We start from the raw sequence: 13,547 nt of genomic DNA on the forward strand, positions 1-13,547 counted from the left end.
GGAGGCTGCCGCGCATGGCGCGGCACGATCTTCTACTCCAGACGACTGACCACCACGGTCACTTCGGGTTTGCGCCCGATCTCGTCATTGGTGGCCTTACGGGCAAGGCGTTTCAACTCCTCTCCCAGTTTGTCGTCGTCACGCAGCGTTTTGCGCCCGGCGCGCATCAGGAATTGCCCTAGATCTTCTTCCAGAACATCCACCAGCGGGGCTTTTGATTTACCGGTTTCCGGCAATCCCATCAGCTCGACCCAGGGATCGCCCAATGGTTCGTCCCCTTCGACAATCACGTTCACAATCACATGGCCGTTCAGGGCCAGTCTGATACGGTCACGCACCACCCCATCCAGCGATCCGATCAGAATGTCGCCATCCAGATAGATCCGGTCTGTGTCCACATGCTCGACAATGTGCGGGATGTCCCCAGTCAGGTCACAAACCGCACCGTTCACGACGACCAACGCATTACGGCCACCCTCTTCCACCAGTTTGGCGTGTTCGCGCAGGTGGCGATGCTCGCCATGCATCGGGATCACCATCTGGGGGTTGATCATATCGTGCACCCGTTGCAGATCAGGTCGGTTTGCGTGGCCCGAAACGTGATAGAGATCACTTTCGGCAACCATATCCACGCCCATCTCGGAAAACGCATTCATGATGCGGATCACGCCGCGTTCATTGCCCGGAATGGTCTTGGACGAGAACAGGAACATGTCCCCTTCCGCCATGGACAGCCCCATATACTTGCCGCGCGCCAGTTGGGCCGACGCCGCCCGCCGCTCGCCCTGGCTGCCGGTGACGATCAACATCAGGCTCTCGCGCGGAATATCGCGTGCATCTTCAACCGAGACTGTCGTGGGAAAATCCGCCAATATGCCGGTTTCCACACCCGCCTGGATCATTCGCCGCATCGCGCGACCCAGCAGACAGACCGACCGCCCCGCGGCCTTCCCTGCTTCGGCCAGTTGCTTCACCCGCGCCACATTTGACGCAAAGGTCGTCGCCACCACCATATGCGGCGCATCCCCGATCAGTTTCACCAGTTCCGGGCCAACCTCGGCCTCGGACCGGCCGGGGTGGGTCGAAAATACATTGGTTGAATCGCAAACCAGCGCCTTCACAGGCTGGCCGTTCCCGGGCTTTGCGATCTCGCGCCACAACACCTCGTCGAACGCGTCGCCCAGGACGGGGGTTTCATCCAGCTTGAAGTCGCCTGTGTGCACAATCCGACCTGCGGGCGTGTCGATCACCAGCCCGGCGCTTTCGGGGATCGAGTGGCTGAGCGGCAGGAAGCTGACCTTGAATGGCCCGGCTTCGATCACCTGCGGGTAGCTGTCGGCGGCAATCACCACTTCGGGCACCTGCCCGGCTTCCTCCATCTTCCGCTGTGCGTGGTAGCGGGTGAAGGGGCGCGCGTGGATTGGCGCTTTCAGCCGGGAATACAGCCGCCCGACGGCGCCCACATGGTCCTCGTGCGCATGGGTGATGAAGATCGCTTCCAGACGATCCGCATTGTCAGCCAGCCACGTGACATCCGGCATGATCAGGTTCACACCCGGTGTCGTGTCCATGTCCGGAAAAGTGACGCCCAGATCCACAAGGATCAGCCGTTCCTTGCCCCGCTTCCCATAGCCATAGACATAGGCGTTCATGCCGATCTCGCCGGCGCCCCCCAACGGGAGGTAAATCAGACGGTCAGCACTCATATATTGCCCTGTTCCTTATTATATTCGTAAATGCTGACCAGCCCATGCATGGTCAGATCGTGGTCGATCTCGTCATAGAGATGCGCGCCCTGCTCGAACAGCGGCGCAAGACCACCGGTGCCGATCACTTTCATCGGCAGACCGTATTCATCTTTCACCTTCTGCACCAGCCCTTGCACAAGGCCGACATAGCCCCAGAAGATACCCGATTGAATGCAGTCCACCGTGTTGGTGCCGATCACCTTGTCAGGCTGGGTCACATCCACATGGGGCAGCGCGGCTGCCCCTTGGTGCAAAGCCTCAAGCGACAGGTTCACACCGGGCGCGATCACCCCCCCGATATAGGCACCGTCATGGGCCACCACGTCGATATTCGTGGCGGTGCCAAAGTCGACAACCATGCAATCGCCGCCATAGCGTTCGAACGCCGCCACCGCATTGGCGAGCCGGTCTGGGCCGGGAACGGCGCCCTGATCGACGCGCGGGGGTGTCGGCAGCAGGCAATCGGGTTTGCCAACCACCAGCGGGCGGCATCCAAAGAACCGATCTGCAAACACACGCAGGTTCCACACCACACGCGGCACGGTCGAACTGACCACCACATCCTCGATATCCGGTTTGATCCCATAATGGTTGATCAGCGTCGAGAACCACGTGAAATAGGCATCCGCGGTGCGCGAATGGTGGGTCGATGTGCGCAGGGTGCACAGAAACCTGTCGCCGTCCCAGATCGAGAAAACCGTGTTGGTGTTGCCACAGTCGATGGCCAGAAGCATGACGCCCCCCTCAGAAGAAAATCTCGGCCGCGGGGATCACCACGCGGGATGTGGTCGTTGATAGGACAAGGTTGCCGTCTTCGTCCACCGTGTCGAACCGTCCTCGGTGTTCCGATCGCGTGGTCCGCGCGGTGATCACCTCGCCCAGACGGGCGGCGCGGGCCAACCACGCCTCGCGGATCGGGGCAAAGCCATAGGTGGTAAAGGTTGCCTCATGCTGCGCATAAGCCGGGGCCAGTAATCCAAGAAACGCCTCTGGCGTCAGGTTGACACCCGTTTCCCCCGCAAGACTGACCGGCGCGACGGCCCGGCTTTCAATTGCCACACCGACGGGCGCGTCGATGAGATTGACACCAACACCGATGGCGAAATGACCGACCTGCGTCCCGATCCCTGCGCTTTCCAGCAGGATACCTGCCACTTTTCCACCGTTCAGCAGCACATCATTGGGCCATTTCAGTGAAAACGCAGCGGCACGCCCGGTGGCCATGACGAAGGCATCAAAAAGCGCGAGCGACGTCACAAAACTTCTGAGCGCTACCTGCGCGGGTGGCTCGGACGGGCGCATGACCAGCGTTGCCGAGAAATGCCCCTTGGGATCCGCCCAGGCCCTTCCCCTGCGTCCCCGCCCCGCAGTTTGCCGATGCGCCAGGATCCATGTCGGACCCAAAAGACCCGACGCGATGCGCCGGGCCTCTTCGTTCGTGCTGTCGACCTGATCCAGAATGCGTTTGCCAACGCCTTCGGGCCAAGCCGTGTGGCTTTTATTTGACAAGGGCTTCAGCGGCCGCAGCGGCGGCAGTTTCGATGCCAAAGAAGTTCACGACACCCAGAACGACAATCGCCGCCGATCCGACCAGCGCCACCCAAGCGGCGGGCGACATGTTAAGCTCAAGCCCCTCGCCTTCTTCCCCGAAATACATGAAGTAGACGATGCGCAGGTAATAGAAGGCCCCGATGACCGACGCGATTACACCGGCCACGGCGAGCCATGTCAGGCCCGCCTGAACAGCCGCAATCAGCACACCGTATTTGGCAAAGAATCCCAGCATCGGTGGCACCCCGGCCAGCGAGAACAACAGCACCAACATTGCCAGCCCCCGCAGTTTGTCATTTACAGCAAACTGGTTCAGCGCCGAGATGTCAGCAATCGGGCGACCGTCACGTTCCATCGACATGATGAAGGCAAAGGTGCCAACATTCATGGTCAGATAAACCGCCATATAGAGCAACATCGCCTGAACGCCGTATTCCGTGCCAGCGGCCAGACCCAGCAGGGCAAACCCCATATGCGCGATCGATGAATAGGCCATCAGGCGTTTGATATTTGTCTGACCGATGGCGGCGATGGCACCAAGGAACATCGACAGCACCGCCAGAAGCGCGATGATTTGCTGCCAGTCACCGATGGCCTGGCCGAACGCGTCAAACAGAACACGACCAAACAAGGCCATCGCAGCCAATTTCGGCGCAGTGGCGAAGAAGGCGGTGACCGGGGTTGGTGCGCCCTCGTAAACGTCCGGCGTCCACATATGGAACGGCACGGCGGAAACCTTGAAGGCCAGACCGGCCGCGACGAAGACCAGACCGACCAGCATACCAAGGCCCACATGTCCGTCACTGGCAGCGTCGATAATGCCAGAGAACAGCGTCGTGCCGGCATAGCCATAGGTCAGCGAAGCGCCATAAAGCAGAAGCCCCGAGGACAGCGCACCCAGCACGAAATATTTCAGACCGGCCTCGGTCGATTTTACACTGTCGCGGTTCAGCGACGCCACGACATAAAGCGACAGCGATTGCAGTTCCAACCCCATGTATAGTGACATCAGATCACCTGCGGACACCATCATCATCATGCCAACAGTGCCAAGTGCCACGAGGATCGGATATTCGAACCTGAGCAGACCACGACGCGACATCGTCGCCTCGCCCATTACCAGAACCGCAGCGGCGGCCAGCAGGATCGCGACCTTGGCAAAGCGGGCATAGGCATCGTCAAGGAACATGCCCCCGAACGCCGCTGTCGCCCCGTCGCCCCCGGCGACCATCAGCGCAATGACCACCATGACGGCACCGGTGATCCATGTGATCGGTTTGGCCAGTGCATCCTTGCCGGTATAGACCGCACCCAGAAGGGCAACCATCGCATAGATGGCCAAAGCGAGTTCGGGCAGAACCGTTTGAATATCAACAGAGTTCATCTGCGCTCTCCCTTAATGCGATGCAGTCTGGGCCATCTCTGCAACGTCAGCAGGAATGGCGGCGTGGAAGTTGGTCAGAAGGGCCTCAACCGAAGGGCCGATCAGGTCGGTCACGAGGCTTGGATAGATACCCAGAAGCAGGGTCATGAACACCAGCGGGGCGAAGATCATCTTCTCGCGCCTGTCCATATCGGTGATCGATTTCAGGCTCTCCTTGATCAGATCGCCCAGGACCACGCGGCGATACAGGTACAGCGCATACGCCGCCGAGAAGATCACACCAGATGTGGCGACAAGCGCGATCCAGGTGTTGGCCTGGAACATGCCGACCAGCGTCAGGAATTCTCCCACGAAGCCCGAGGTGCCCGGAAGGCCGACATTGGCCATGGTGAAGAACATGAAGATCAGCGCATAGGCTGGCATTCGGTTCACTACACCACCATAGGCGTCGATATCGCGGGTGTGCATCCGGTCATAAATGACACCCACACACAAGAACAACGCACCCGAGATGAAACCGTGGCTCAGCATCTGGAAGATCGCCCCATCCACACCCTGTTGATTGAGCGAAAAGATACCCGCCGTGACATAGCCCATATGCGCCACGGACGAATAGGCGATCAGCTTTTTCATGTCTTCCTGCACCAGCGCCACAAGCGAGGTATAGACAATGGCAATCACCGAAAGCCACAGCACGAAAGTCGCCAGAACATCCGTTCCGACAGGGAACATCGGCAAGCTGAACCGAAGAAAGCCATAGCCACCCATTTTCAGCAAGATTGCCGCCAGCACGACCGAACCCGCCGTGGGGGCTTGCACGTGTGCATCCGGCAACCAGGTGTGCACGGGCCACATTGGCAATTTCACCGCGAAACTGGCGAAGAAGGCGAGGAACAGCATGGTCTGCACACCGCCCACGATCTGAATGCCCAAAAAGCTGAACGTGTCCGATCCAAACTTGTGGGTCATCAGTGTCGGAATGTCGGTCGAGCCCGCGTCCACATACATATAGACCAACGCGACCAGCATCAGGACTGAACCAAAGAACGTATAAAGGAAGAACTTGAACGCAGCATAGATCCGCTCTTTCCCGCCCCAGATCCCGATGATCAGGAACATGGGGATCAGACCCGCTTCGAAGAACAGGTAGAACAGCACCAGGTCCAGCGCCATGAACACACCCAGCATGAGCGTTTCAAGCAGCAGGAAGGCAATCATGTATTCCTTTACGCGGGACTTGACGCCCCAACTTGCCCAGATGGTCAGGGGCATCATGAAGGTGGTGAGCATGACGAACAGGACCGAGATCCCGTCGACGCCCATCTTGTATTTAAGACCCATGATCCAGCTGCCCTCTTCGACGAACTGGAAGCCCGTGTCAGCAGAATCGAACCCGGTCAGCAGAAGAAGCGAGAACAGGAAGGTCGCCAAAGTTGCCGCCAGCGCAAGCCATTTGGCATTACGGGCGGCCGCTTCGTCATCGCCACGCAGGAACAGCGCAAGGATCACAGCCGCGACCAGCGGCAGGAAAGTGATGATGGAAAGCAGGTTGTTCATTATTGCGCTCCACCGCTGAAGAGGATCATGATTGTCACCAGAGCGACGATGCCAAGGACCATCGCGAAAGCGTAAGAGAAGACGTAACCGGTTTGTGCCCGGCCAGCCTGTTTGGTGAACCAGGGCACGACGCCCATAGCAACACCGTTCAGGAAGCCGTCAATGACATTGCCATCCCCCCGTTTCCACAGGACGCGGCCAATGACAAAGGCGGGCTTCACGAAGATCACATTGTAGATTTCGTCGAAGTACCATTTGTTCAGCAGGAACTGATAGACATGCGGGAACGTGTCGGCCAATCGCTTGGGAACGCTTTTGTCCAAGACATAGAACCAGAACGCCGTGGCCAACCCGATCAGCATTGCAATGAAGGGCGACACCTTGACCCAAGCGGGCGCATCGTGCGCATCGTCGATCACGGTGTTGTCGGCTGCCATGTAGATCGCGCCTTTCGGAGCCTCTGCGTGACTGGTGGGGGTTACAGCAGCGTGGCCAGGGTCATCCTCGGTGCCGCCTGGGTCCTCACCCTCGGATTGGGTTGTATCTGCGACGGCTGCGTCTTCGGTCTGATCACCGATGACGCTCTCATTGGTTTCCCCGTCCTCGCTTGCGGCTTCGGCATGCGTCTCGATTCCGAAGAATGTGTTGACCTTGTTGTGATCACCAAAGAACGAACCGTACCAGATCATACCTGCAAAAATCGACCCAAGCGCCAGCACGCCAAGCGGCACCAGCATGACCATGGGACTTTCATGTGCATGCTCATGCGTGTGTTTGTCGCCGCGTGCCTTGCCGTAGAACGTCATGAACATCAGGCGCCAGCTGTAAAAGCTGGTGAAAACGGCCGCGATCACGAGCATCCAGAAGGCATAGCCACCATTTGTGCCTGCATAAGCGCTTTCGATGATCGCGTCTTTCGACAGGAAGCCCGAAAAGCCGATGGTGGTCAGCGGTATGCCAACCCCCGTGATGGCCAGCGTGCCGATCATCATCGCCCAAAAGGTGACGGGCAGTTTCTTGCGCAGATCGCCGTAGTTCCGCATATCCTGCTCGTGGTGCATTCCGTGGATTACGGACCCCGCCCCCAGGAACAACATGGCTTTGAAAAACGCATGGGTCAGCAGGTGGAACATGGCGACCGAATAGACACCGACGCCCGCAGCCACAAACATGTAGCCAAGTTGTGAACAGGTCGAATAGGCGATCACGCGCTTGATGTCGTTCTGCACAAGGCCCACCGTAGCGGCGAAGAACGCGGTCGTGGCGCCGATGAAGACGATGAAACTGGTGGCTTCCGGTGCGTATTCCATCAAAGGCGACATGCGGACGACAAGGAAGACCCCGGCGGTCACCATGGTCGCGGCATGGATCAGGGCCGACACAGGGGTCGGGCCTTCCATCGCGTCGGGCAACCAGGTGTGCAAAAACAGCTGCGCCGATTTCCCCATGGCCCCGACGAACAGAAGAAACGCCAGAAGGTTGGCCGCGTTCCAATCGCGCCAGAGGAAGTAGAGCTCGGTCTCGGCCAGCGCGGGGGCGGCCGCGAATACGTCGTCAAAGCGGATACTGTCGGTCAGATAGAACAGGCCAAAGATTCCCAGCGCAAAGCCGAAGTCACCGACCCGGTTGACCACAAAGGCTTTGATCGCGGCGGCGTTGGCCGACGGTTTCTTGTAATAGAAGCCGATCAGCAGATACGACGCGACGCCCACGCCTTCCCAGCCAAAGAACATCTGCAACAGGTTGTCGGAGGTGACCAACGTCAACATCGTAAAGGTGAAGAAGCTGAGATAGGCAAAGAAACGGGGGCGATAGCTTTCGCCTTCGAACTGCGGATCGTCGGCCATGTAGCCCATGGAATAGAGGTGCACCAGCGACGAGACCGTGGTGACAACGATCAGCATGATCGCGGTCAGGCGGTCCAGTCGGATCGACCAGTCAACGCTCAGCGTGCCGGACTGCACCCAATTCATCAGATGGATCTGCTGGGTCTCGGACCCAAGACCCAAGAACACAACCCAGGACAGAAGCGCCGCAAGGAACAACAGCGCGGTGGTCAACACCTGTGCGCCCTTGTCGCCAATGACCCGATGGCCGAAGCCTGCAATCAGCGCGCCGACAAGCGGGGCAAAAAGGATGATTTGTACCATTTGCCGTTAGCCTTTCATCACGTTGACGTCTTCGACATCAATAGTGCCACGGTTGCGGAAGAAACTGACCAGGATCGCCAGGCCGATGGCGGCCTCGGCGGCGGCAACGGTCAGAACGAACAGGGTGAAGACCTGCCCGGCCAGATCGCCAAGATAGGACGAGAAGGCCACGAGGTTTATGTTCACCGCCAGCAGCATAAGTTCGATCGACATCAACAGGATGATGATGTTCTTGCGGTTCAGGAACAGCCCGAATATGCCGATGACGAACAGGGCCGCCCCAACCGCGAGATAATGTTCAAGTCCAACCATGTGCTTGCGTCCCTTCGTTCCGGGCTTGGCTGCCGGTGCAGCGCGCCCCAGTCTTGTTATTCGTTTTCATCACAGCTTTGCTCGCAGTCCCACTTACAAACCCTGACCCGGTTTCACGTCGATGATCTCCATCGCCTTGGCAGGGTCGCGGTGCATCTGGGCGATCACATTCTGACGTTTCACATTGGTGCGGTGGCGCAGCGTCAGAACGATGGCGCCGATCATGGCGACCAGAAGGATCAAGCCAGCCAGCTGGAACAGCAGGATGTAGTCGGTGTAAAGGATCTGCCCCAGCGCCTGCGTGTTATGTGCAACGTCCAGAGCCGGTGTTACGGCGGCACGCGCCGCTTCGGCCCCGTCCGAGAATTGCCAGACCCCGAAGATCGTGCTCAACTCCATCAACAGGATGACACCGATCAACAGTGCCAACGGCAACGACTTGGACATCTCGGCCTTCAACTCGGCGAAGTCCACGTCCAGCATCATCACTACGAACAGGAACAAAACCGCTACTGCGCCCACATAGACGATCATCAGAAGCATCGCGACAAATTCGGCCCCCAGCAGAACGAACAGCCCTGTGGCGCCAACGAAAGCGGTGATCAGCCACAAGACAGAATGGACGGGGTTTCTTGCCATCACGGTAAAGAACCCGCCCACCACGGTGGTCAGGGCAAAGAGGTAAAATGCGAAATCGGCAACGCTCATGCGTCCCCCTCCTCGTTGTCGTCAAACACGGCTTGCGCCAGTTCCAATGCACGGGTCATGGCCGGAAGACCACCCAGCATCGACATTTGATAGATCACCTCGGCGATCTCTTTTTCAGTTGCACCCGCTTCCAAGGCGTGGCGCACGGTCAGCTTGATCTGCGGCTCAGCCTGCGCACCCAGCACGGTCAGCCCGGCCAGCGTGATCAGCATCCGCGTTTTCGCGTCCAACCCGTCCTTGTTGAAGGCGTTGCCAAACATCATGTCCATCATGTCTTTCGGCATGGTGGGCAGCATCTTGTCAAAACCCTGCGGTTTGAACGTCTCCAAAGCAGGGTTGAAGTTGCGGAGCATTTCCTGCCCCTGCTCCATCATCTGTGCATATAGTTTGGAGAAATCGTTCATGGGTTATCCTTCGCGGTCACTTAGCGATACGGCGCATCAAGTTCGATATTGCGGGCAATCTCGGCTTCCCAGCGTTCGCCGTTCTCAAGCAGTTTGGCCTTGTCATAGAACAGTTCCTCGCGCGTCTCGGTTGCGAACTCGAAGTTCGGGCCTTCCACGATGGCATCCACCGGACAGGCTTCCTGACAGAAGCCGCAATAGATACATTTGGTCATGTCGATGTCATAGCGCGTGGTGCGGCGCGAGCCGTCGTCGCGGGGTTCGGCGTCAATCGTTATGGCCTGTGCCGGGCAGATCGCCTCGCAGAGCTTGCAGGCAATGCAACGCTCTTCCCCGTTTGGATAACGGCGCAGCGCGTGCTCACCCCGAAAACGGGGCGACAGCGGACCTTTTTCATGCGGGTAGTTCAGCGTCGCCTTGGGCGCGAAGAAGTATTTCAGCCCCAACCCGAACCCCTTCACGAAATCCATCAGCAGGAAGTATTTCGTTGCACGTGCGTAATCAAAAGCCATTGATCAGCCCCCTACTGTCCAGCGGGCGTAAGTGCCCCAGAATGCCCCGTATTGGGCGAAGAATGCGACCAGAACAACCCATGCCAGTGACAGCGGCAGGAAGACTTTCCAACCGATGCGCATCAACTGGTCATAACGATAACGCGGCGTGATCGCTTTGATCATCGAGAACACGAAGAAGAAGAAGAAAATCTTCGCGAACAGCCACAGGATGCCGTCGGGCAGCCACTCGACCGGCGACAGCCAGCCGCCGAAGAACAGGATCGAAATCAGCGTGCACATCAGAACGATGGCCACATATTCACCGATCATGAACAGAAGGAAGGGAGTCGATGAATATTCAACCTGATACCCGGCCACCAGTTCCGATTCAGCCTCGGGCAGGTCGAACGGCGGGCGGTTGGTTTCGGCCAGCGCGGAAATCAGGAACAGAAACACCATTGGGAAATGCGGCAACCAATACCAGCTGAGCAGCCCCTTGCCGTCTTGCGCCATCACGATGTCCCCGAAATTCATTGACCCGGTGGACAGGATCACACCGATGATGATCAGGCCGATCGAAACCTCGTAGGAAATCATCTGCGCAGCCGACCGCAGCGAGCCAAGGAACGGGTATTTCGAGTTCGACGCCCAGCCGCCCATGATCACGCCATACACCTCTAGCGAAGAGACCGCGAAAACGAACAGGATCGCCACGTTGATATCAGCCAGAACCCAGCCGTCATTGAACGGGATCACAGCCCAGGCAACCATGGCCAGAACGAAGCTCATCATCGGAGCAAGGAAAAAGACGAAGCGATCCGCACCCGCGGGCACCACGATTTCCTTCAGCACATATTTGATGAAATCCGCGAAAGATTGCAGCACGCCGAACGCGCCCACCACGTTCGGTCCTTTGCGCATCTGCACAGCCGCCCAAACCTTGCGGTCGAAATACAAAAGAAAGGCCAGCGCCACCAGAAGCGGAACCACGATCAGCAGACTTTGTCCGATAATCAGAAGGGCAATGCCCAGATATGTTGTCGTGAAGAATTCAACCATGTTGCGTCATGCCCTCAGACCGTCGGTATTTATTTTCCGTTGCTGAACCAAAGGGATGCACAGCAACGCCGACAAATCCTGCAAGCAGGTCTTTCTGTTCGCTGTTGCCGTTTGGGTGATCAAACATGTCCCCGGTCCTGCCCCTGTTCCTATTCTGCCGCCAGCTTCGACGACGCGCGTGCGCGCGCTTGCGCCGACAGCTCTGCCATCACTTCTGACGCCCGTGCAATCGGGTTGGTCAGATAGAAATCGCCAATCGTGTAACGGAAGCTGGCCGTCCCCATCTTTTCGACCGGCAGCGGCTGCCATTCGTTCCCCGCCACCTGATCGACACCACCCAGAACCGGTGCGGCTTCGACCATTGCGCGGCGCAGACCTGTCAGGCTGTCCCACGGCAGGGTTGCGCCCAGTTCCGCCGACAGCGCCCGCAGGATGGCCCAGTTTTCTTTGGCCTCACCCGGAGCGAAATTGGCGCGCAGTGCCAGTTGCGGGCGACCTTCGGTATTCACGAACAAGCCGCCCTCTTCGGTATAGGCCGCGCCCGGCAGGATCACGTCGGCGCGCATCGCGCCCCGGTCGCCATGGCTGCCCTGATAGATCACGAAGGGGCCAGCGCCGATGTCTATTTCATCCGCGCCCATGTTATAGATGACATCTGCACCAATGGTGGCGGCCTCCATGCCGCCTTCGGTCACGGCACCCACATCCAACGCGCCAACGCGGCCTGCGGCGGTGTGCAGGATCAGCAGCTTCGATCCGGTGTCTTCGGCCAGTTTCATCGCGTTGGACAATACCGCCAGACCGTCAGCCTCGCGGACCGCGCCCATGCCCACGATAACAACGGATGGTGCGTCTTTCACCGCGCCATAGTCTTTGCCCACAATGCTCTCCAGCGCCGCACGGTCATTGCCGACATGCGCATAATCATACGTCAGATCAACGGCTTCACCGACCAGACCGACCTGAGCGCCCTTGAGCCACGCCTTGCGGATACGGGCGTTCAGAACCGGCGCTTCAACCCGTGGGTTGGTGCCGATCAACTGGATGAACTTCGCACTATCGATGTCTTCAATCGACGCGGTGCCGACATAACCCGAGCGGTTGCCGATCGGCAGACGGGCATTATCAGTGCGGCATTCCACATTGCCGCCCAGCCCCTCGATCAGCGTTTTCAGGCTGAACGCCGCCTCGGCCGGGGCCAGATCACCGACCAGACCGGCCACCTTCTTGGCGCCTTTCATGGCACCCGCAGCCTTGGCCAGCGCCTCGCCCCAACTGGCTTTGCGCAATTTGCCGTTTTCGCGAACATACGGCACATCCAGACGCTGGCGGCGCAGACCGTCCCAAATGAAGCGCGTCTTGTCGGAAATCCATTCTTCGTTCACGCCATCATGGTTGCGCGGCAGAACCCGCATCACTTCACGGCCCTTGGTATCCACGCGGATGTTTGACCCAAGCGCGTCCATCACGTCAATGGTTTCCGTCTTGGTCAGCTCCCACGGGCGGGCGGTGAACGCATAGGGTTTCGACGTCAGCGCGCCGACCGGGCACAGATCAATGATGTTGCCCTGAAGGTTGCTGTCCAGCGTCTTGCCAAGGTAACTGGTAATTTCAGCATCCTCACCGCGGCCTGTCTGGCCCAGTTCGGGGATGCCGGCGACCTCGGTAATGAAGCGCACGCAGCGGGTGCAACTGATGCAGCGCGTCATCGCGGTGCCAACCAGCGGCCCCAGATCCAGATCGTCCACCGCACGTTTCTGTTCCTTGAACCGCGAGCCGGACATACCGTAAGCCATCGCCTGATCCTGCAAATCACACTCGCCACCCTGATCGCAGATCGGACAATCCAGCGGGTGGTTGATCAGCAAGAACTCCATCACACCTTCACGGGCCTTCTTGACCATGGGTGAGTTGGTTTTCACCACCGGCGGCTGCCCTTCAGGACCGGGACGCAAATCGCGCACCTGCATGGCGCAGGAAGCCGCGGGCTTGGGCGGGCCGCCCACAACCTCGACCAGACACATGCGGCAGTTGCCGGCAATCGACAGGCGTTCGTGATAGCAGAAACGCGGCACTTCGATCCCGGCCACTTCACAGGCCTGGATCAGCGTCATCGCGCCATCAACTTCAACTTCCATGTCGTCAATGACGATCTTTTTCAAGTCGCTCATCACGGTCCC

Annotated in this window: 13 protein-coding genes; all 13 read right to left on the reverse strand. The window is 58.8% G+C overall.

The annotated features are described in order from the left end of the window. Nucleotides 1-32: 32 nt before the first annotated feature. Nucleotides 33-1,706, reverse strand: a complete 1,674-nt coding sequence (locus AC13C8_RS16765) for a ribonuclease J (RefSeq protein WP_482848464.1) — start codon at nucleotides 1,704-1,706, stop codon at nucleotides 33-35. After that, entirely contained in the window at nucleotides 1,703-2,482 is a 780-nt protein-coding gene (locus AC13C8_RS16770; RefSeq protein ID WP_091429446.1) for a type III pantothenate kinase, read from the reverse strand. The genes AC13C8_RS16765 and AC13C8_RS16770 overlap by 4 nt, the downstream gene beginning before the upstream one ends. A 10-nt stretch (nucleotides 2,483-2,492) precedes the next feature. Further along, a complete protein-coding gene (locus tag AC13C8_RS16775) occupies nucleotides 2,493-3,257 on the reverse strand; it encodes a biotin--[acetyl-CoA-carboxylase] ligase (protein WP_482848466.1) in 765 nt (254 codons plus the stop codon). Beyond that, nucleotides 3,247-4,683, reverse strand: coding sequence for an NADH-quinone oxidoreductase subunit NuoN (nuoN, locus tag AC13C8_RS16780; protein WP_482848468.1), 1,437 nt, complete (start codon nucleotides 4,681-4,683; stop codon nucleotides 3,247-3,249). The genes AC13C8_RS16775 and nuoN overlap by 11 nt, the downstream gene beginning before the upstream one ends. A gap of 12 nt (nucleotides 4,684-4,695) precedes the next feature. Next, nucleotides 4,696-6,240 (reverse strand): NADH-quinone oxidoreductase subunit M, encoded by a 1,545-nt coding sequence (locus tag AC13C8_RS16785; RefSeq protein ID WP_482848470.1) that lies wholly within the window; start codon nucleotides 6,238-6,240, stop codon nucleotides 4,696-4,698. After that, nucleotides 6,240-8,390: an NADH-quinone oxidoreductase subunit L gene (nuoL, locus tag AC13C8_RS16790; RefSeq protein ID WP_482848471.1), complete on the reverse strand. Its 2,151-nt coding sequence runs from the start codon at nucleotides 8,388-8,390 to the stop codon at nucleotides 6,240-6,242. Before nuoL ends, AC13C8_RS16785 begins: the two co-directional genes overlap by 1 nt. 6 nt (nucleotides 8,391-8,396) lie before the next feature. Then, complete coding sequence (gene nuoK, locus AC13C8_RS16795) at nucleotides 8,397-8,702, reverse strand: NADH-quinone oxidoreductase subunit NuoK (protein ID WP_091429437.1); 306 nt, start codon at nucleotides 8,700-8,702, stop codon at nucleotides 8,397-8,399. 93 nt (nucleotides 8,703-8,795) lie between these two features. Beyond that, nucleotides 8,796-9,410: an NADH-quinone oxidoreductase subunit J gene (locus AC13C8_RS16800; RefSeq protein WP_091429435.1), complete on the reverse strand. Its 615-nt coding sequence runs from the start codon at nucleotides 9,408-9,410 to the stop codon at nucleotides 8,796-8,798. Then, a complete protein-coding gene (locus AC13C8_RS16805; protein WP_091429434.1) occupies nucleotides 9,407-9,814 on the reverse strand; it encodes a carboxymuconolactone decarboxylase family protein in 408 nt (135 codons plus the stop codon). The genes AC13C8_RS16800 and AC13C8_RS16805 overlap by 4 nt, the downstream gene beginning before the upstream one ends. Nucleotides 9,815-9,834: 20 nt before the next feature. Beyond that, nucleotides 9,835-10,326 (reverse strand): NADH-quinone oxidoreductase subunit NuoI, encoded by a 492-nt coding sequence (gene nuoI / locus AC13C8_RS16810; RefSeq protein ID WP_091429432.1) that lies wholly within the window; start codon nucleotides 10,324-10,326, stop codon nucleotides 9,835-9,837. A 3-nt stretch (nucleotides 10,327-10,329) separates the two neighbouring features. Next, on the reverse strand, nucleotides 10,330-11,367 hold the full coding sequence (nuoH, locus tag AC13C8_RS16815) for an NADH-quinone oxidoreductase subunit NuoH (protein ID WP_091429430.1): 1,038 nt from the start codon (nucleotides 11,365-11,367) through the stop codon (nucleotides 10,330-10,332). After that, complete coding sequence (locus tag AC13C8_RS16820; protein WP_482848474.1) at nucleotides 11,360-11,494, reverse strand: hypothetical protein; 135 nt, start codon at nucleotides 11,492-11,494, stop codon at nucleotides 11,360-11,362. The genes nuoH and AC13C8_RS16820 overlap by 8 nt, the downstream gene beginning before the upstream one ends. A 22-nt stretch (nucleotides 11,495-11,516) precedes the next feature. Next, on the reverse strand, nucleotides 11,517-13,538 hold the full coding sequence (gene nuoG, locus AC13C8_RS16825) for an NADH-quinone oxidoreductase subunit NuoG (protein WP_482848475.1): 2,022 nt from the start codon (nucleotides 13,536-13,538) through the stop codon (nucleotides 11,517-11,519). Between the last annotated feature and the right edge of the window lie 9 nt (nucleotides 13,539-13,547).

It is taken from the genome of Aliiroseovarius sp. B-4 (assembly GCF_056857795.1).

Excerpts from the sequence above, each read along its gene's own strand:
- AC13C8_RS16765 (WP_482848464.1), bottom strand. The coding sequence starts at position 1,706 with ATGAGTGCTGACCGTCTGATTTACCTCCCGTTGGGGGGCGCCGGCGAG.
- AC13C8_RS16770 (WP_091429446.1), bottom strand. The coding sequence starts at position 2,482 with ATGCTTCTGGCCATCGACTGTGGCAACACCAACACGGTTTTCTCGATC.
- nuoN (WP_482848468.1), bottom strand. The coding sequence starts at position 4,683 with ATGAACTCTGTTGATATTCAAACGGTTCTGCCCGAACTCGCTTTGGCC.
- AC13C8_RS16785 (WP_482848470.1), bottom strand. The coding sequence starts at position 6,240 with ATGAACAACCTGCTTTCCATCATCACTTTCCTGCCGCTGGTCGCGGCT.
- nuoL (WP_482848471.1), bottom strand. The coding sequence starts at position 8,390 with ATGGTACAAATCATCCTTTTTGCCCCGCTTGTCGGCGCGCTGATTGCA.
- nuoK (WP_091429437.1), bottom strand. The coding sequence starts at position 8,702 with ATGGTTGGACTTGAACATTATCTCGCGGTTGGGGCGGCCCTGTTCGTC.
- AC13C8_RS16800 (WP_091429435.1), bottom strand. The coding sequence starts at position 9,410 with ATGAGCGTTGCCGATTTCGCATTTTACCTCTTTGCCCTGACCACCGTG.
- AC13C8_RS16805 (WP_091429434.1), bottom strand. The coding sequence starts at position 9,814 with ATGAACGATTTCTCCAAACTATATGCACAGATGATGGAGCAGGGGCAG.
- nuoI (WP_091429432.1), bottom strand. The coding sequence starts at position 10,326 with ATGGCTTTTGATTACGCACGTGCAACGAAATACTTCCTGCTGATGGAT.
- nuoH (WP_091429430.1), bottom strand. The coding sequence starts at position 11,367 with ATGGTTGAATTCTTCACGACAACATATCTGGGCATTGCCCTTCTGATT.
- AC13C8_RS16820 (WP_482848474.1), bottom strand. The coding sequence starts at position 11,494 with ATGTTTGATCACCCAAACGGCAACAGCGAACAGAAAGACCTGCTTGCA.
- nuoG (WP_482848475.1), bottom strand. The coding sequence starts at position 13,538 with ATGAGCGACTTGAAAAAGATCGTCATTGACGACATGGAAGTTGAAGTT.